The organism is Burkholderia sp. IT-111MI5, from assembly GCF_949752865.1.
Taxonomy (GTDB): Bacteria; Pseudomonadota; Gammaproteobacteria; order Burkholderiales; family Burkholderiaceae; genus Burkholderia; species Burkholderia pyrrocinia_C.
In genome coordinates this window covers 65,842-81,856 of record NZ_CATKIF010000033.1, presented here as the reverse complement: position 1 = coordinate 81,856, position 16,015 = coordinate 65,842, and the positions used below count along the sequence as shown (strand labels likewise).

At 67.1% G+C, this 16,015-nt stretch carries 16 protein-coding genes; 12 read left to right on the top strand and 4 right to left on the bottom strand.

Going from position 1 to position 16,015, the window contains the following annotated elements:
• Nucleotides 1-4 precede the first annotated feature (4 nt).
• From ACM6JT_RS22255 to ACM6JT_RS22235, 5 genes are all read left to right on the top strand, one after another.
• Nucleotides 5-1,405 (top strand): MFS transporter, encoded by a 1,401-nt coding sequence (locus ACM6JT_RS22255; protein WP_414857301.1) that lies wholly within the window; start codon nucleotides 5-7, stop codon nucleotides 1,403-1,405.
• A 200-nt stretch (nucleotides 1,406-1,605) separates the two neighbouring features.
• On the top strand, nucleotides 1,606-1,824 hold the full coding sequence (locus ACM6JT_RS22250) for a DUF3079 domain-containing protein (RefSeq protein WP_258284007.1): 219 nt from the start codon (nucleotides 1,606-1,608) through the stop codon (nucleotides 1,822-1,824).
• A gap of 196 nt (nucleotides 1,825-2,020) precedes the next feature.
• Complete coding sequence (gene hcp, locus ACM6JT_RS22245) at nucleotides 2,021-3,688, top strand: hydroxylamine reductase (RefSeq protein ID WP_414857300.1); 1,668 nt, start codon at nucleotides 2,021-2,023, stop codon at nucleotides 3,686-3,688.
• A 13-nt stretch (nucleotides 3,689-3,701) separates the two neighbouring features.
• A complete protein-coding gene (locus ACM6JT_RS22240; RefSeq protein ID WP_414857299.1) occupies nucleotides 3,702-4,724 on the top strand; it encodes a 2Fe-2S iron-sulfur cluster-binding protein in 1,023 nt (340 codons plus the stop codon).
• A gap of 128 nt (nucleotides 4,725-4,852) precedes the next feature.
• A complete protein-coding gene (locus ACM6JT_RS22235; RefSeq protein WP_414857298.1) occupies nucleotides 4,853-5,266 on the top strand; it encodes a PPC domain-containing DNA-binding protein in 414 nt (137 codons plus the stop codon).
• A gap of 105 nt (nucleotides 5,267-5,371) precedes the next feature.
• On the opposite strand, the gene acnB is transcribed toward ACM6JT_RS22235, so the two are convergent.
• Both acnB and ACM6JT_RS22225 read right to left on the bottom strand, forming a co-directional pair.
• Nucleotides 5,372-7,957 (bottom strand): bifunctional aconitate hydratase 2/2-methylisocitrate dehydratase, encoded by a 2,586-nt coding sequence (acnB, locus tag ACM6JT_RS22230; RefSeq protein ID WP_105392112.1) that lies wholly within the window; start codon nucleotides 7,955-7,957, stop codon nucleotides 5,372-5,374.
• A gap of 510 nt (nucleotides 7,958-8,467) precedes the next feature.
• Nucleotides 8,468-8,941 (bottom strand): nuclear transport factor 2 family protein, encoded by a 474-nt coding sequence (locus ACM6JT_RS22225; protein WP_414857297.1) that lies wholly within the window; start codon nucleotides 8,939-8,941, stop codon nucleotides 8,468-8,470.
• Between the two features lie 99 nt (nucleotides 8,942-9,040).
• Between ACM6JT_RS22225 and ACM6JT_RS22220 the strand changes: the two genes are divergently transcribed.
• On the top strand, nucleotides 9,041-9,385 hold the full coding sequence (locus ACM6JT_RS22220; RefSeq protein WP_105392114.1) for a hypothetical protein: 345 nt from the start codon (nucleotides 9,041-9,043) through the stop codon (nucleotides 9,383-9,385).
• Nucleotides 9,386-9,418: 33 nt separating this feature from the next.
• Here the strand turns inward: ACM6JT_RS22220 and ACM6JT_RS22215 are convergent, their stop codons facing one another.
• Both ACM6JT_RS22215 and ACM6JT_RS22210 read right to left on the bottom strand, forming a co-directional pair.
• Entirely contained in the window at nucleotides 9,419-9,667 is a 249-nt protein-coding gene (locus ACM6JT_RS22215) for an adhesin (protein ID WP_069748545.1), read from the bottom strand.
• Nucleotides 9,668-10,297: 630 nt separating this feature from the next.
• Nucleotides 10,298-10,732 (bottom strand): universal stress protein, encoded by a 435-nt coding sequence (locus ACM6JT_RS22210; RefSeq protein ID WP_034180351.1) that lies wholly within the window; start codon nucleotides 10,730-10,732, stop codon nucleotides 10,298-10,300.
• A 369-nt stretch (nucleotides 10,733-11,101) separates the two neighbouring features.
• Here ACM6JT_RS22210 and ACM6JT_RS22205 point away from each other — a divergent pair, with 369 nt between their 5' ends.
• From ACM6JT_RS22205 to ACM6JT_RS22180, 6 genes are all read left to right on the top strand, one after another.
• Nucleotides 11,102-12,586 carry an amidase gene (locus tag ACM6JT_RS22205; protein WP_414857296.1) on the top strand — a complete coding sequence of 495 codons (1,485 nt, stop codon included), beginning with the start codon at nucleotides 11,102-11,104 and terminating at the stop codon, nucleotides 12,584-12,586.
• A 262-nt stretch (nucleotides 12,587-12,848) separates the two neighbouring features.
• Complete coding sequence (locus ACM6JT_RS22200; RefSeq protein WP_034180349.1) at nucleotides 12,849-13,535, top strand: hypothetical protein; 687 nt, start codon at nucleotides 12,849-12,851, stop codon at nucleotides 13,533-13,535.
• A gap of 123 nt (nucleotides 13,536-13,658) precedes the next feature.
• Entirely contained in the window at nucleotides 13,659-14,489 is an 831-nt protein-coding gene (locus tag ACM6JT_RS22195) for an arylamine N-acetyltransferase family protein (RefSeq protein ID WP_414857295.1), read from the top strand.
• Between the two features lie 119 nt (nucleotides 14,490-14,608).
• Entirely contained in the window at nucleotides 14,609-14,785 is a 177-nt protein-coding gene (locus ACM6JT_RS22190; RefSeq protein WP_089475130.1) for a ribbon-helix-helix domain-containing protein, read from the top strand.
• Nucleotide 14,786: 1 nt separating this feature from the next.
• Nucleotides 14,787-15,137 (top strand): VOC family protein, encoded by a 351-nt coding sequence (locus ACM6JT_RS22185; protein WP_414857294.1) that lies wholly within the window; start codon nucleotides 14,787-14,789, stop codon nucleotides 15,135-15,137.
• A gap of 7 nt (nucleotides 15,138-15,144) precedes the next feature.
• Nucleotides 15,145-16,005, top strand: a complete 861-nt coding sequence (locus tag ACM6JT_RS22180) for a class I SAM-dependent methyltransferase (protein WP_414857293.1) — start codon at nucleotides 15,145-15,147, stop codon at nucleotides 16,003-16,005.
• Nucleotides 16,006-16,015 lie beyond the last annotated feature (10 nt).

Sequence of the window (16,015 nt, the reverse complement as noted above, 5' to 3'; positions counted from 1 at the left end):
CCGCATGAGCACTTTCGACAACGTCGTGGCCGGTCGCGCCACGATGGAAGCTGCCGCCTCCACGCCCGGCGCGATCATCGCGCGGCTCGAGCGGCTTCCCGGCAACGCGATGCAGATCCGCGCACGCGTGCTGATCGGCACCGCGACGTTCTTCGACGGCTTCGACGTGATCACGATCGCGGCGACGCTGCCGCTGCTGATTCACAAATGGGGGCTGTCGCCGACGCAGATCGGCATGCTGATCGCGTCCGGCGCGATCGGCCAGCTGATCGGCGCATTCCTGTTTCCCGCGCTGGCCGAGAAGCACGGCCGCGTGAAGGCGATTGCATGGAGCTCGGCCGTGATCGGCATCACGAGCATCGCGTGCGGCTTCGCGCCGACCTTCGAGGTGTTCGTGCTGCTGCGGATCCTGCAGGGGCTCGGGCTCGGCGGCGAGCTGCCGGTCGCCGCGACGTACATCAACGAGATCACGCGCGCGCATGGCCGCGGCCGTTTCGTGCTGCTGTACGAGATCGTGTTCCCGATCGGCCTGCTCGTGTCGATGGCGCTCGGCGCGTGGCTCGTGCCGCGGTTCGGCTGGGAAATCATGTACTTCGTCGGTGGGCTGCCGCTGATCCTGTCGTTCGTGCTCACGCGCCTCGTGCCGGAATCGCCGCGCTGGCTCGCATCGCGCGGGCGGCTCGCGGAAGCCGGGCGCGCGGTCGGCGTGTTCGAGGCGTCGGTGCGCGGCGAGCTGCCGCCGGTCACGCAGGTGGCCGCGTTCGACGAGATGGTGCGCCAGCATCCGAAGCGCAGGATGAGCGACCTGTTCAGCGCCGCGTATCGCAAGCGCACGCTCGCGGTGGCGACGTTGTGGGCGACCTGCGGGTTCATCCAGTACGGGCTGTCGACGTGGCTGCCGACGATCTACAAGAACTTCTATCACGCGCCGCTGCAACTCGCGCTGAACCTCGCGGTGATTGGTTCGGTGATGGGCGTGCTCGGGTCGCTGGCGTCGGCGCTGCTCGTCGACAAGCTCGGCCGCAAGCCGGTGATCGTGTGGTCGTTCGTGCTGTGCGCGCTGTCGCTGGCGTTCGCGGGCATCTATCACGCATCGTCGGTGTATGTCGTCGCGGTCTTCTGCTCGCTGTCGCTCGGGTTGATGGCGTCGGGGTTCATTACCGCGTACGTCTATACGCCGGAACAGTATCCGACGAGCATCCGCGCGTCGGGCTGCGGGCTCGGCAGCGCGTGGCTGAAGATCGCGTCGTTCGTCGCGCCGATGGTCGTGCCGCACGCGATCATCGGCGGGAACCTCGCGCCCGCGTTCTACCTGATCGGCATCGTGCCGCTGATCGCGGCGGTGACCGTGCACTTCGTCGGGATCGAGACGAAGGGGAAGGTGCTGGAGGCGCTCGAAGCGTAAGCGCGGCCGGCGGTAACGGACGATGTGCACAGGCCCGGGCGATGTCCGGGCTTTTTTGTTTGAGGCGATCCAATTGCGTTGCGCGGCGTGCTTGGCCGATGCACTGCCGCCACTGCGAAAGAATGCCGCATTGCCGGTGTGCATCGGTGCACTAGAGTCGAACGGTAGCGAACGAAACGACACCGGGAGGGCAACGCGCGATGGCCAGGAAATTTCCGCTGCACCCCGTGCATCCGGAGAGGATCTGCTGGGGATGCGACAACTACTGCGCGGCGCACGCGATGCGTTGCGGCAACGGTTCCAGCCGCACGCAGCACCCGAGCGAACTGCTCGGCGACGACTGGTATCGATACGGCGACTGGGGCATCGAATGCGCGGATACCGAAAACGAACACACGACCGAAGCCGGAGGGCAGTGACAGCGACAAGTTGCCTCACCGGCGAGCGTCCCGTTTCTTGATCTGCATCACGGTGGCGAAACGCGTGCCGAAACATCATGAAAAAGATGCATAAGAAACGCATCTTGAAGCGGGCGGGATGCCCGGCGGCAAGGAACCTGCGTTCCGCCGCCGTTCGCGCCGACCCGCGCCCCCATGATCGAGAAAGGAGAGCACCGTGTTTTGCTATCAATGCGAACAGACCGACCGGACCGGCGCGCGGCCCGGCTGCGCATCGGCGAAAGGCAACTGCGGCAAGGATGCAACGACGGCCGACCTGCAGGACCTGCTGGTCCATGCGGTGAAGGGCATTGCGCAATACGGCGCAGTCGCGCGCGCACTGGGCGCCCCCGATCGCGACGCCGACCGGTTCGTGCTGTACGCGATGTTCACGACGCTGACCAACGTGAACTTCCATGCGGCGCGCTTCGTCGCGTTGCTGCGTGACGCGGCACAGACGCGCGACCGCGTGAAGGCCGCATGTGAAGCGAAGGCGCGGGCCATGGGAGCGGTCCTCCCCATGCTGCACGGGCCCGCGATGTGGCAGCCGGCGGGCGATCTCGCCGGCCTGCTGGAACAGGCCGCCGCCGTCGGCATCGACGCGGGGCTCGACAAGGTGGGCGCGGACATCGTCGGCCTGCGTGCGCTGGTGCTGTACGGGCTGAAGGGCGTGTGCGCCTACGCGCATCATGCGCGGGTGCTCGGCTACGAGCGCGACGACATCTACGAGGGCGTCGAAGCGGCGCTCGCGTTTCTCGCGCGCGACCCCGACGACGTCGACGCGCTGCTCGCGCAGGCGCTCGAACTCGGCCGGCTGAACCTGACGGTGATGGAACTGCTCGACAGCGCGAACACCGGCCGTTTCGGCGCGCAGCAGCCGACCGCCGTGCGCGTGTCGCCGGTGGCGGGCAAGGCGATCCTCGTGTCGGGACACGATCTCGGCGATCTGCACGCGCTGCTCGAACAGACGGCCGGCACGGGCATCCATGTGTACACGCACGGCGAAATGCTGCCGGCCCACGCGTACCCGGCGCTCAACGCATTTCCTCATCTCGTCGGCAACTACGGCGGTGCGTGGCAGGACCAGCAGAGCGACTTCGCGCATTTCCCCGGGCCGATCCTGATGACGTCCAACTGCATCATCGAGCCGATGCCGCAATACCGGCAGCGGATCTTCACGACGGGGCCGGTCGGCTGGCCGGGCGTGCGCCATCTCGAGCATCACGATTTCTCGACGCTGATCCGCGCCGCACAGGCACTGCCCGGTTTCCCGGCCACAGCGCCGGAGCTGACGATCACGGTCGGGTTCGGCCGCCATGCGGTGCTCGGCGTCGCGGACAAAGTCATCGACGCGGTCAAGGCCGGACAGATCCGCCACTTCTTCCTGATCGGCGGCTGCGACGGCGCGGCGCCGGGCCGCAACTACTACACGGAGTTCGCGGAGCAGGCGCCCGACGATACGGTCGTGATGACGCTCGGCTGCAACAAGTACCGGTTCAACCGGCATGCGTTCGGCGATATCGGCGGCATTCCGCGCCTGCTCGACGTCGGGCAGTGCAACGACAGCTATTCGGCGATCCGGATCGCGACGGCGCTCGCCGACGCATTCGAGTGCGGCGTGAACGATTTGCCGCTGTCGCTCGTGATCTCGTGGTTCGAACAGAAGGCGGCGGCCGTACTGCTGACGCTGCTCGCGCTCGGCCTGCGCAACATCCGCCTCGGACCGACGCTGCCGGCGTTCGCCACGCCGGGCGTTCTCGCGGTGCTGGTCGAGCAATTCGGCATCCAGCCGATCGGCGACGCCGGCGCGGACCTTGCCGCTTCGCTGGCGCGCAAGGCCGCTTGAGCGGGATCGTTCGATGACCTATCGAATCGAGATCACGACGCGCGACGGTGAGCAGTTCGGCTTCGGATGCGACGCCGAACAGGATCTGCTCACCGCAGCGGCGGACGCCGGCATCACGCTGCCGTCGCAATGCCGGCGCGGAAGCTGCGGCGCGTGCCAGGCGACCGTCGTCGACGGCGCGTACGAGATGCAGGCCGACAGCGCCGGCGTGCTGCCGGCCGGCCAGCAGGGTGCGGTCCTGCTGTGCCGGACCACGCCGCGCGGCGATCTGCGGGTCGCCGCGCCGTACGACCGGACCAAGGTGCTGCTGCAGCCAGTGCCCGTGCGCATCGCGCGAATCGCGGCGCTCGATACGATCGCGGCCGACACGATGCGCGTCGAGTTGCAAGTCGAGCCCGACGACGCGTTCGGCTCGGCCGTCGAGTTCGAGCCCGGCCAGTTCGCCGAGCTGGAGGTGCCGGGCAGCGGCTTGCGCCGGCCGTATTCGCTCGCGAACACGAGCAATTGGGACGGCCGCCTCGAGTTCCTGATCCGGCTGCGGCCGGACGGCTGGTTCTCGACGTACCTGCGCGAGCGCGCACGGCCGGGCGATCCGCTGACCGTGCGCGTTCCGATGGGCGGCTTCGGGCTGTTCGCGGACAGCCTGCGGCCGCGCTGGTTCGTCGCGGGCGGCACGGGGCTCGCGCCGATCCTGTCGATGCTGCGGCGCATGGCCGAGTATCAGGAGATGGCCGATGCGCGGCTGTTCTTCGGTGTCAATCAGGAAACCGAACTGTTCATGCTCGACGAGCTTGCGCGATTGCAGGCCGATCTGCCGCAGTTGCAGGTCGATCTCTGCGTATGGCGGCCCGGCGGGGAGTGGGCCGGGTTGCGAGGCACGCCGGTCGACGCGTTGCGTGCGGCGCTTGCACAGGCCGGCGCGCTGCCGGACATCTACGTGTGCGGGCCGCCGCCGCTCGTGCAGGGTGTGCGGGACGTGGCCGTTGCGGCAGGCGTGCCGGATGCGCAGTTTGCGAGCGAGCGCTTTACCGGGTGATGCCTGCGGGGCTTGCCTGCGCGTTGCCGCGACGCGAGGGCGGTTTTGTCGGGCGAGGGTGACTTGCCGGATTCACGGGCCGAACGTACTCTTTGTCGACACCACGATCCACCAGCGGGTTCTCGACCATGCAAGCCCATCCTCTGCGTCTGTCCCCCGGCGACGATCTGCGCGCGTCCATCGAGGAAGCGTTGCGTTCGCACGGTGCGCACGCGGCATTCGTGATCCAGGGCATCGGCAGCCTGAGCGTCGCGCAGTTGCGCTTTGCCGGCGCCGACCTGCCGACCGAACTGCGCGACGACCTCGAAATCCTGACGCTGGCCGGTTCGGTATCGCCGGACGGCGCGCACCTGCACATGTCCGTTTCCGATGCGGGCGGCCGCGTGTCGGGCGGCCATGTGGCGAGCGGCTGCGTGGTGCGCACGACTGCCGAAATCCTGCTCGCGCTGCTTCCCGGGCATCGTTTCTCTCGCGAACCCGATGCGGATACCGGTTTCAACGAGCTGGTGATCCGTCGCGAGCCGGGCGGCAATGCCGGGTGAACGTCGCCGGAGCCGAATAAAAGAATGGCGCCGCGGGCATGCAGCCTGCGGCGCCATTTGCGTGTCGCTGCGACGGGAAAGACCCGCCGCAGCCCGACAGCGTGCTTACATCTGCACGGTGTCGGCCACTTCCTTGAAGTCTTCGATCTGGTCGAAGTTCATGTACTTGTAGATCTTGTCGCCGTTGGCGCTGAGCACGCCCATGTCGGCCATGTACTCGTCCTTGGTCGGGATCTTGCCCAGGCGCGAGCAGATTGCCGCCAGTTCCGCCGAGCCGAGGTACACATTCGTGTTCTTGCCCAGGCGGTTCGGGAAGTTGCGGGTCGACGTCGACATGACCGTCGCGCCTTCGCGCACCTGTGCCTGGTTACCCATGCACAGCGAGCAGCCCGGCATTTCGGTACGCGCACCGGCCGTGCCGAACACGCCGTAGTGACCTTCTTCCGTCAGCTGCTTCTGGTCCATCTTGGTCGGCGGGGCGACCCACAGCTTGACCGGGATGTCGCGCTTGCCTTCGAGCAGCTTCGACGCCGCACGGAAGTGGCCGATGTTGGTCATGCACGAGCCGATGAACACTTCGTCGATCTTCGCGCCCGCGACGTCGGACAGCGTCTTCACGTCGTCCGGGTCGTTCGGGCAGGCGACGATCGGCTCATGGATATCGGCGAGATCGATCTCGATGACGGCCGCGTAGTCGGCGTCGGCGTCCGGCGACAGCAGTTGCGGGTCGGCCAGCCACTGCTCCATTGCCGCGATACGACGCTGCAGGCTGCGCGGATCCTGGTAGCCCTGCGCGATCATCCACTTCAGCAGCGTGACGTTGCTGTTCAGGTATTCGATGATCGGTTCCTTGTTCAGGTGGACCGTGCAACCGGCGGCCGAACGTTCGGCGGACGCATCCGACAGTTCGAACGCTTGCTCGACCTTCAGGTCGGGCAGGCCTTCGATTTCGAGAATGCGGCCCGAGAAGATGTTCTTCTTGCCTTGCTTGGCGACCGTCAGCATGCCTTGCTTGATCGCGTACAGCGGAATCGCGTTGACGAGGTCACGCAGCGTGACGCCCGGCTGCATCTTGCCCTTGAAGCGGACCAGCACCGATTCCGGCATGTCCAGCGGCATCGTGCCGGTGGCGGCCGCGAAGGCCACCAGGCCCGAGCCTGCCGGGAAGCTGATGCCGATCGGGAAGCGCGTGTGCGAATCGCCGCCGGTGCCGACGGTGTCGGGCAGCAGCATGCGGTTCAGCCACGAGTGGATCACGCCGTCGCCCGGACGCAGCGCGATACCGCCGCGCGTGCTGATGAAGTTCGGCAGCGTCTGGTGCGTCTTGACGTCGACCGGCTTCGGATAAGCGGCGGTGTGGCAGAACGACTGCATCACGAGGTCGGCCGAGAAGCCGAGGCAGGCGAGATCCTTCAGTTCGTCGCGGGTCATCGGGCCCGTGGTGTCCTGCGAGCCGACCGAGGTCATCTTCGGTTCGCAGTACGTGCCCGGGCGGACACCCTGACCTTCCGGCAAACCGCATGCACGGCCGACCATCTTCTGCGCGAGCGAGAAGCCCTTGCCGCTGTCGGCCGGCTGGTGCGGCAGGCGGAACAGCGTCGACGGCGCGAGGCCCAGCGCTTCGCGTGCCTTCGCGGTCAGCCCGCGGCCGATGATCAGCGGAATGCGGCCGCCGGCGCGCACTTCGTCGAACAGTACGTCGGACTTGACCTGGAATTCGGCGATCACTTCGCCGTTCTTCAGCGCCTTGCCGTCATACGGGCGCAGTTCGACCACGTCGCCCATTTCCATCTGCGACACGTCGAGTTCGATCGGCAGCGCGCCTGCATCTTCCATCGTGTTGTAGAAGATCGGGGCGATCTTGCCGCCGAGGCACACGCCGCCGAAGCGCTTGTTCGGAACGAACGGGATGTCTTCGCCGGTGAACCACAGCACCGAGTTGGTGGCCGACTTGCGCGAGGAGCCGGTGCCGACCACGTCGCCCACGTATGCGACCAGGTGACCCTTTTCCTTCAGCGACTCGATGAACTTGACCGGGCCGCGCTTGCCGTCTTCTTCCGGCGTGATGCCCGGGCGCGCGTTCTTCAGCATCGCCAGCGCGTGCATCGGGATGTCCGGGCGGGTGGTGGCGTCCGGCGCCGGCGACAGGTCGTCGGTGTTGGTTTCGCCCGTCACCTTGAAGACGGTGACGGTCAGGCTTTGCGGCACTTCCGGACGGCTGGTGAACCATTCGGCGTCGGCCCAGCTTTGCAGCACGGCCTTCGCGTGCGCGTTGCCCTTGTCGGCGAGTTCCTTCACGTCATGGAACTGGTCGAACATCAGCAGGGTTTTCTTCAGCGCGTCGGCGGCCACGGCCGCGACTGCGTCGTCGGACAGCAGTTCGATCAGCGGCTGGATGTTGTAGCCGCCCAGCATCGTGCCGAGCAGTTCGGTGGCGCGTTCGCGCGAGATCAGCGGGCAGGCGGTCTCGCCCTTGGCCACGGCGGCCAGGAAGCCGGCCTTCACGCGGGCGGCTTCGTCGACGCCGGCCGGCACGCGGTAGGTGATCAGTTCGAGCAGCGTCTGCTCTTCGCCGGCGGGCGGGTTCGTCAGCAGTTCCACCAGTTCGGCGGTTTGCTGAGCCGTCAGCGGCAGGGGGGGAATACCGAGCGCGGCGCGGGCGGCCACGTGAGCACGAAAGTTTTCAAGCATGGGGAGACCTGCTGATATGGCGTTTGAGGGGAAGGCCTTTCCGGCACTCCGGGGCTGTTCCAGGCACTGCTTTGAGCGGGATTCTAATCTCAATGAACTGTAACGTCAAATGTCTTATGTCTTATATAAGAGTTGGCGGGCAAGATGCGGGGGAGCGTGGCGGCGCGGGGGAGACGGCGTTTCCGTGCGTGCTCCGGAGGGTGGGCTGGGAGCCTTTGCGGGCGAGGTATTTCGTGTGGTTCTTGCGGTTGTCGGCAGGAGGGGAGGCGATTTGCGGCGGGCTGCTCGGCTGCGGTTGGGGGCGTCCGCTGGCGGTAGATTGGCCCTGTCGGCGCTGGCTTTCGTGATGTGGAACAGAGGCGGGCCTTGCAAGGCTGCGCCGGACGACTACATGCCCCAGCCAGAGAAGCCCTTGCGCTCGATTCGGGTTTCAGGTGCAGCACATATCTGCACAAGCACGCAAGAAGCTGTACACGCCAACGCCACGATGACGCAGTAGCGGCACGTGTCCTAGCCCCGCCTTGCCCGATACGCGTCGAGATTCTTCCGCGCCTGCGCGCGGATCGCGCGTTGCACGAACGGCGTCCAGCCGAGCAGGGCGCCCTTCAGCCCAAGCGCCTGACGTGCCCAGCGCCACAGGTCGAAACTGTCGCGATGTTCGGCGATGAGCCCGTCGCGGAACCGGAAACGCGCGTCGATCCGGTTGACCACCGTGCGGCCGGTCGCGCCGAACCGGTAGTGCGCGACCCACTGCGCGCGCCCGGTCTGTTCGTCCGCGTCGACCTCGCCGAACGTCAACGAAAATTCCTGCGCACGCGCCACCAGCATGCGCCACATGTCGCGCGCGAGCTCGCCGCGCAACTCGCCGAACGCAGGATCGCTGAAGACGATGTCGTCGGCATAGCAGGCGAGCATCGCGTCGATGTCGCGCTGCTGAAAGGCCGTGTAAAAACGCTGGATCAAATCGGTGTTGGGATGACTCATCTTTTGATTGACTGTTGTTGTAGATGAAGCGGCGTCTCGACGCGATGGCCCGATAGCGGGCTAGCCACTGTATCGGAAATCGAACAGGCGCTGCGCAACGTGAGCGACAGCACCGCGCGCGACGCCGGCTCCGACATGCCGCTGTGTCCGGTTCCGCCTTCGGTGCAAGGCGACGATCGCAGCGAGTACATGAGCTATGGGCCCGGCCACTACGCGTACGAGATTGTCGGCGACATGCCGGTTCATGTCGGCGGCACGTGCTACATCGGCAGGCTGGTCGACTGGTTTGGCGCTTACGGCAAGGATGGCCTGATGGCGCAGATGTCGATGCGTCTTCCCCGCGACGACACGGGCCACGAGCAGACGTTCAGCGTGAACGGCGTCCGGAGCGTGACATCCGTCGCGACATCGATCGAGAAAATGACGGCAAACAGCGGGAATTGACTCGAACGAGCCCGGAACGTCACCGGATTCGCGTCAACGGTTCGCCATCGCGACGTCCTGATTGCCTCGCCCGGTCACGAGGCAACCCGACATGAACGCCTCGCTCTGGCTGCCGGCGGCCGCCTCGCCGAAGCCGCGGCCGAGCGCGTCGGCCTTTACCTGCGCGGCGCCCTGTTCGCATGCAAGCGGGCTGGCGTCGCGGCCCTGCGCATGCAGGATCGCGCGATCGGCAATGAGATACGCCAGCAGCGCGAAAACAGCGATATGTACGGCTCGTCTCATGGTTCGTCTCCTCGTCGCTCAAGCGTAACGCGGACACGTTCGACGAAGCACTTGGGGGTTCCCCCGGTAAACGTCTGCTGAATCGGTGGCGGGGCGGCGTGATCCCGTCACGTTTTTCGTGGTTTCGCGGGCAAAAGGAACGGGCTTTCAGGCTGGCGGCCGGCAGACGAGGATGGGCACGCAGCGCGGCAATCGCGCGACGGATTTCGGCGCGACAGACGCGTGAATCGCGCGAGTTTGACGAATGTCAGGGTACGGGCGGGAGGGGACGGTCGTGCCGCCGCTCAAAGCGATAGCATGAATGCATGATTTGACGGAACGCGATGACGGATGAATGCATCGGTTCCGGCAAGCAGGTGCGTGTTGAACATCGCTGTCGAAATAGTGAGGAATCCAAATGCTTAACGTCTCTTCCGTGCTGATCAGTCTCGCTCCGATGTGGGCAATCCTGCTGGTTGCGTCTTCGGCGGCCGCCTATTTCGTGTTCTGGCGCAAGGTCATCAAATAAGCGCTGTGTGACGGGCAGTACACGTGCGGCGCGCAACGCGCACACGTACTGCGCCGCTCATTCGTCCGTCGCCGGTGCAAGCCTGCGGCCTGTCATGAGACTGTCGCCGCACATCATTGCTGTCATTGCACCGCAGTCACCGGCACATTCGAAATCCGCACCAGCCGGCCCATCACGCTGCGGCGAAACACCGACATCAGTGCATGAAGCGGGTCGTGCCTCGGCGCGACGACCACGATCTCGTCGCATCCGGTCTCGGCCGCCACGGCCGCGATCGTATCGGCCACTGGCCCGACCTTCTTCACGACGCTGTACTTGACGCCGGCGTCCTGCAGAATCCGCTCCGCCATGGCCAGATCGTCGGACGCGAACTTTTCCTCGATCGAGCGCAGCCGCGACAGCGGGTGGTAGGCCTCGAGCCGCGTCGATTCGAGCGGCGCCTGAACGTTGATCAGCACGATCTCCGACGCGCACCGCTCGCGATACAGGAATGTCGCGTGGCGAACCGCCTGCAGCGAGCGGGGCGAGTGACCGACCGGAACCAGCAGCTTGAGCATGAACGATGTCCAGGGAACGAGATGCTTCCAGCGTAGCGCGCCGCCGGAACGAACCATCTAAAGAGATCGGGCGGTCGCGTAAAAATGTCGTTAACGCGCGCCGTCTCGTGTCGCGCCTATTAGAAATATAAGAAATTTTAGTTTATGCGCATAAACGATTTCATCGATCGGGCCGGCGCGGGCGGCCCGGCACGCGTCGCCCCGATTCAGTCGGATCCGCAATGAATCGCGACGGAAAATATCGAAGGTCGCCGAATCGGCGTCGCGTAGAGTAGAGCGTCGGCCGCGGCGCGGCCCCTCCCGGCCGGTTCGGGGGCGACCGCCGCCGCCACGCGGCCTGCCATTCCATTCCGATTTCAGGAGACTCGCATGCCGCACGGCGCCCCGCAGCTTCTCGCTCCCGCCTCCATCCCCGTCGACCCGATCGTGCGCCTGTCGGCCGGCGAGCTCGCGTCGGCGATCCGCGGCAAGGCGGTCTCGTGCGTCGAGACGATGCGCGCGTATCTCGACCACGTCGAGCGCGTGAACGGCGCGGTCAATGCGATCGTCGCGCTGCGTGAGCGCGATGCGCTGCTCGCCGAAGCCGCGGAAAAGGATGCCGCGCTGGCGCGCGGCGAGTACCACGGCTGGATGCACGGGATGCCGCAGGCGCCGAAGGATCTGGCGATGACGAAGGGGCTGCGGACCACCTACGGCTCGCCGATCTTCCGCGAGAACGTGCCGCAGGCCGATTCCGTCGGCGTCGCGCGGATGCGCGCGGCCGGCGCGATCTTCATCGGCAAGACCAATACGCCGGAATTCGGGCTCGGTTCGCACACGTTCAACGAGGTTTATGGTGCGACGCGCAATCCGTACGACCTGACGAAGAGTGCGGGCGGCAGCAGCGGCGGCACGGCGGCGGCGCTCGCGTCGCGGATGCTGCCGGTGGCGGACGGCAGCGATTTCGGCGGCTCGCTGCGCAATCCGGCCGCGTTCTGCAACATCTACGGCTTCCGCCCGTCGCAGGGGCGCGTACCGCGCTGGCCGGCCGTCGACGTGTTCGTGCAGCAGCTCGGCATCGAAGGGCCGATGGGCCGCACGGTCGGCGACGTCGCGCAGCTGCTCGCGATCCAGGCCGGCTACGACCGCAACGATCCGCTGTCGCGCGCGGAAGATCCGGCCGTGTTCGCGCAGCCGCTCGACGCGGACCTGCGCGGCAAGCGCATCGCGTGGGTCGGCGACTGGAACGGTTATCTCGCGACCGAGGCCGGCGTGCTCGCGCAGTGCGAACAGGGGCTGGCAACGCTGCGCGAGATCGGCTGCGATGTCGATGCCGCGCTGCCGGCATTCGCGCCCGAGCGGATCTGGCGCCTGTGGCTCGTGCATCGGCACCTGCTGTCCGGCGGCGGGCTGCTCGCGCACTATCGCGATCCGGCGCGCCGCGCGCTGCTGAAGCCCGAGGCGATCTACGAGGTAGAAGGGCTGCTCGCGATGCAGGGCGCGGCCGTGTTCGATGCGAGCGTCGAGCGCACCGCGTGGCACCAGGCCGTGCTGAGCTTCTTCGATCGCTACGACTTCATCGCGGCGCCGACCGCGCAGGTGTTTCCGTTCGATGTCGACCAGCGCTGGCCGAAGGAAATCGCGGGCCGCGCGATGGATACCTATCACCGCTGGATGGAAACGGTCGTGCCGTGGACGCTGGCCGGCTGCCCGGTGATCAACGTGCCGGTCGGCTTCAACGACGCGGGGCTGCCGATGGGGATGCAGCTGATCGGGCGCCCGCGCGCCGATCTCGCGGTGCTGCAGCTCGCGCGCGGCTACGAGCAGGCGGCCGACTGGGTCGGCCGGCGGCTGCCGGCGTGGATGGCTGCGTAACGTTTCCCGGCCGCGATACGTTTTGCGGTACCACCCGCAAAGCCCGAAACCCGCCGTCATTCATGCAACCGGAGAACGAATTCCGGCACACGCGTGATTTCGCGCATCAACCGCGGACGAATCCACTCGACCGTGTCCGTCGGTCGCGGAATTGCAAGCGGCCGCACACCGTGATTTCGTTTCGATGTGTTTCAGTCGTTGCGGCGGCGCGCGACGCGCTTCGACAATATCGGCCTCAATCATTCCGGCACGAGGGAAACACATGAAGCACATTCGCGCGACGGGCAGGCATCTGGCCTCGGCAGGCATCGCATTCGGCATCCTGGTGAGCGGCGCCGCGCACGCGCAGCTCGACCTGCAGTCGCTCGGCGCGTCGCTGCTCGGCGGTGGCCAGCAGCAGGCTGCGCCCGCACAAGGCGGCCTCGCGCAGTTGCTGCAGGCCTACGTCGGTGCGAATCAGCAAGTGCTGTCCGGCCAGTCGTCGCTCGCGTCGGCGATGGGGCTGACCGGCGCGGCCGGGCAGGCGCAGCAGGCCGCGAGCCAGTTGACAGGCGGCGATGCGCTGACGCCGGCCGCGCTGTCGCAGATGGGCGGCGCGCAGCAGTCGGTGTCGCAGGCGCTCGGCCAGGCTTTCGCGAGCGGCGGCGCGTCGCACGGCCCGATCGACAAGCAGGCGTTCAGCAACGGCCTCGCGTCGCTCGGCCAGGGGCTCACGCAGTATTCGCAACTGCAGTCGGGGCTCGGCAATCTCGGTTCGACCAGTGCCGCGTCGCTGCTGCAGTCGGGCCTGAATCCGCAGAACATGCAGGCCGCGTCGTATATCGCGCAAAGCGCGCCGGGCCAGTTGCAGTCGCTCGCGGCGACGCTCAGCCAGGCCGTGCAGTTCGCGACGAGCCAGGGCATTTCGGTGCCGTCGGTCGCGTCGTCGGCGCTGAAGCTGCTGCCGTAACGTTGCGCGGGGCTGCGCGCGGTGCGGTGCCGGCATCGCGCGCGATGACGGACAATCGCCCCGCACAACATGGGGATTTCGCGCGATGCTATCGTGGCGTGTCCCTTTTATCGGTGCAGGTTCATGACTGACTCGTTCGACCTCTCGCGCTATTTCTCCCGCATCGGCTACGACGGCCCGGCCGAGCCGACGCTCGACGTGCTGCGCCGGCTTCATCTGCTGCACCCGCAGGCGATTCCGTTCGAAAACCTCAATCCGCTGACCGGCGCGCGCGTCGCGCTCGACCTGCCCGCGATCGTCGACAAGGTGATCGGGCGCCGCCGCGGCGGCTACTGCTTCGAACTCAACAAGCTGTTCTATACCGCGCTCACGACGATCGGTTTTCGCGTGACGCCGCTGATCGCGCGCGTGCGCTGGATGCGGCCGCCCGAGATCGTCACCGCGCAGACGCACATGCTGCTGCGCATCGATCTCGACGATGCGGTCTGGCTCGCGGACATCGGCTTCGGCAGCGCGACGCTGACCGCGCCGCTGCGCTTCGTGCCGGGAGAGCGGCAACTGACGACGCATGGCGCGTTTCGCGTGATCGACGCGCCGGTCGACGGCGAATTCGACATGCAGTTCGAGATCCCCGACGGCTGGCAGACCACTTACCGTTTCTCGCTGAAGCCGGCCGAGTGGATCGATTACGACGCCGCGAACTGGTTTACGTCGACGTATCCGGAATCGATCTTCGTGAACGACCTGATCGCGTGCCGCGTGCTGCCGGACGGTCGCGCGGCGCTGCTCAACACCGCGCTGACGCTGCGCGACGCGGCGGGGGCCGGGCGCACCGTCACGTTCGACGACGCGGCCGCGTGGGGTGCATGCCTGCGCGACACGATCGGCATCGATACGGCAGGGTTCGATCTCGACGCGCTGTTTGCGCGGCTGGCGGCGCGCGCCGCGAAGTAACGACGCGAACCCACGGGGTTCGAGCCGACGGCCCGCGCGGCGGGCCGCGCCCGATCAAGACATCCCGCTCTCCACCGCCCGCATTTGACAATTGCTATTTTGCTAGCATACTAGCTTCCATGACCGACGAAGAAGTGAAGCAATTCAACGTGTACCTGCCGCTTGGCCTGATCCGGCAGGTCAAGCATCGCGCCATCGAAACGGAGCAATCGCTGTCCGCGCTGGTGGCCGACGCGTTGCGCGCGTACCTGGCCGCGCCGCCGCCGGGCGCGGGGCCGTCCACCAAGGAGGAGTGACATGTCATCCGAGCGAATCGAAGCCGTGTACCTGACGACGCACAACTGGGGCAAGTCCGCGAAATTCTTCCAGGCGCTGGGCTTCACGCTGGAATTCGAAACCGATCACAACTCTGGCCGGCTTCGCAGCGGCGACGGCCCGTTTCTGTTCATCGCCGAAGTGCCGCCGGGCGAGGCGCCCGACATGCAAGTGGTGCTCAAGGTGCCGGACGAGCAGGCGGTGAGGCCGCAGCCGATCGTCGATGTCGTCACGCCGTTCGAGGATACGCACTGGGGCACGCGCGACATGACCGTGCGCGACCCGGACGGCCGCGTGTGGCGGCTGCAGGCGCCGGGCAAGCAGCGCGCGTGAGGCCGCTATGACCGATACCCGCGAAGACGCGCCCGACAGCACCGCCGCGCGCGTCGCGCTGTGGCGCGCGCTGCACGTCGAACTCGACGCGCCGCCGCACGTGCTCGCCGACGAAGTCGGGCTTCGACTGCTCGCGCCGGCGCCGGGCTGGCAGCAGCGCGGCGACATGGACCCGCAGTTCACGCGGCCGTTTCGTGCGTCGATCGTCGCGCGGGCGCGCTTCATCGAGGATCTCGTGGCCGAGCAGGCCGCGCTCGGTGTGAGCCAGTACGTGATTCTCGGCGCTGGCCTCGACAGCTTCGTGCAGCGCCGGCCCGACATGGCGTCGCGCGTGACCGTCTTCGAAGTCGACCCGCCGGCGCCGCAGGCATGGAAGCAGCGCCGCCTGACCGAACTCGGCTTCGGCGTGCCCGACTGGCTGCGCTTCGTGCCGGTCGATTTCGAGGCGAAGCAGTCGTGGCGCGATGCGCTCGTCGGCGCGGGCTTCGATGCCGGCAAGCCGGCGGTCGTGGTGTCCACCGGCGTCAGCATGTACCTGACGCGCGAAGCGAACGCGGCCGCGCTGCGCGAAGTCGCGTCGCTTGCGCCGGGCTCGACGCTCGCGATGACGTTCCTGCTGCCGCTGGAGAACGCGGATCCGGACGTGCGCCCGGGGCTGGAAATGGCCGCGAAGGGCGCACGCGCGAGCGGCACGCCGTTCATCAGCTTCTTCATGCCGGCGCAGATCCAGGCGCTCGCGCTGGAGGCCGGCTTCGCGACTGCCACGCACGTATCGGCCGCGGAGCTGGCGCACCGCTATTTCGCCGATCGCACGGACGGCCTGCGGCCGCCGAACAACGCGGAAGAGCTGCTGGTCGCGACGGTCTGACCCTGCCCGA

Excerpts from the sequence above, each read along its gene's own strand:
- ACM6JT_RS22235 (WP_414857298.1), top strand. The coding sequence starts at position 4,853 with ATGCAAGCCCATCCTCTGCGTCTGTCCCCCGGCGACGATCTGCGCGCG.
- ACM6JT_RS22250 (WP_258284007.1), top strand. The coding sequence starts at position 1,606 with ATGGCCAGGAAATTTCCGCTGCACCCCGTGCATCCGGAGAGGATCTGC.
- ACM6JT_RS22205 (WP_414857296.1), top strand. The coding sequence starts at position 11,102 with ATGCCGCACGGCGCCCCGCAGCTTCTCGCTCCCGCCTCCATCCCCGTC.
- acnB (WP_105392112.1), bottom strand. The coding sequence starts at position 7,957 with ATGCTTGAAAACTTTCGTGCTCACGTGGCCGCCCGCGCCGCGCTCGGT.
- ACM6JT_RS22190 (WP_089475130.1), top strand. The coding sequence starts at position 14,609 with ATGACCGACGAAGAAGTGAAGCAATTCAACGTGTACCTGCCGCTTGGC.
- ACM6JT_RS22195 (WP_414857295.1), top strand. The coding sequence starts at position 13,659 with ATGACTGACTCGTTCGACCTCTCGCGCTATTTCTCCCGCATCGGCTAC.
- ACM6JT_RS22200 (WP_034180349.1), top strand. The coding sequence starts at position 12,849 with ATGAAGCACATTCGCGCGACGGGCAGGCATCTGGCCTCGGCAGGCATC.
- ACM6JT_RS22255 (WP_414857301.1), top strand. The coding sequence starts at position 5 with ATGAGCACTTTCGACAACGTCGTGGCCGGTCGCGCCACGATGGAAGCT.
- ACM6JT_RS22210 (WP_034180351.1), bottom strand. The coding sequence starts at position 10,732 with ATGCTCAAGCTGCTGGTTCCGGTCGGTCACTCGCCCCGCTCGCTGCAG.
- ACM6JT_RS22180 (WP_414857293.1), top strand. The coding sequence starts at position 15,145 with ATGACCGATACCCGCGAAGACGCGCCCGACAGCACCGCCGCGCGCGTC.
- ACM6JT_RS22185 (WP_414857294.1), top strand. The coding sequence starts at position 14,787 with ATGTCATCCGAGCGAATCGAAGCCGTGTACCTGACGACGCACAACTGG.
- ACM6JT_RS22215 (WP_069748545.1), bottom strand. The coding sequence starts at position 9,667 with ATGAGACGAGCCGTACATATCGCTGTTTTCGCGCTGCTGGCGTATCTC.
- ACM6JT_RS22240 (WP_414857299.1), top strand. The coding sequence starts at position 3,702 with ATGACCTATCGAATCGAGATCACGACGCGCGACGGTGAGCAGTTCGGC.
- ACM6JT_RS22225 (WP_414857297.1), bottom strand. The coding sequence starts at position 8,941 with ATGAGTCATCCCAACACCGATTTGATCCAGCGTTTTTACACGGCCTTT.